The following is a 617-nucleotide window of genomic DNA, read 5'->3' as shown; positions in this document are numbered from 1 at the left end:
TCGGCCGGGCTCTTCTTGTCGAGCGGCTTCTTCTTCGCCTTCATGATGTTCGGCAGCGAGGCATAACGCGGCTCGTTCAGACGAAGATCGGTGGTCACCACCGCCGGCAGCTTCAGTTCGACCGTCTGCAGGCCGCCGTCGACCTCGCGCGTCACCTTGGCGCTGCCGTCGGCGATCTCGACCTTGGAGGCGAAGGTGCCCTGGGCCCAGCCGAGCAGCGCCGAGAGCATCTGGCCGGTCTGATTGCTATCGTCGTCGATCGCCTGCTTGCCGACGATGATCAGCCCCGGCTGTTCGGCCTCGGCGACACCCTTGACGATCTTGGCGACAGCGAGCGGCTCGACCTGGTCTTCGGTCTCGACCAGGATCGCCCGGTCGGCGCCCATCGCCAGCGCGGTCCTCAGCGTCTCCTCGGCCTTGGCCGGGCCGACCGAGACGACCACGACTTCCGAAGCCTTGCCGGCTTCCTTCAGCCGCAGCGCCTCTTCGACCGAGATCTCGTCGAACGGGTTCATCGACATCTTGACATTGGCCAGCTCGACACCCGAGCCGTCCGCCTTCACCCGGATCTTGACGTTGAAGTCGACCACACGCTTCACCGTGACTAGGATTTTCAT

Annotated in this window: 1 protein-coding gene; it reads right to left on the bottom strand. The window is 64.7% G+C overall.

Translation table 11 applies throughout. The annotated features are described in order from the left end of the window. Positions 1-617, bottom strand: a 617-nt coding sequence (locus QN222_RS30230) for an electron transfer flavoprotein subunit beta/FixA family protein (protein WP_284005756.1), incomplete at its 3' end; no start/stop codon positions are given.

The organism is Sinorhizobium sp. 6-70, assembly GCF_030124375.1.
GTDB lineage: Bacteria > Pseudomonadota > Alphaproteobacteria > Rhizobiales > Rhizobiaceae > Sinorhizobium.
This window is presented reverse-complemented; position numbering and strand designations above follow the sequence as displayed.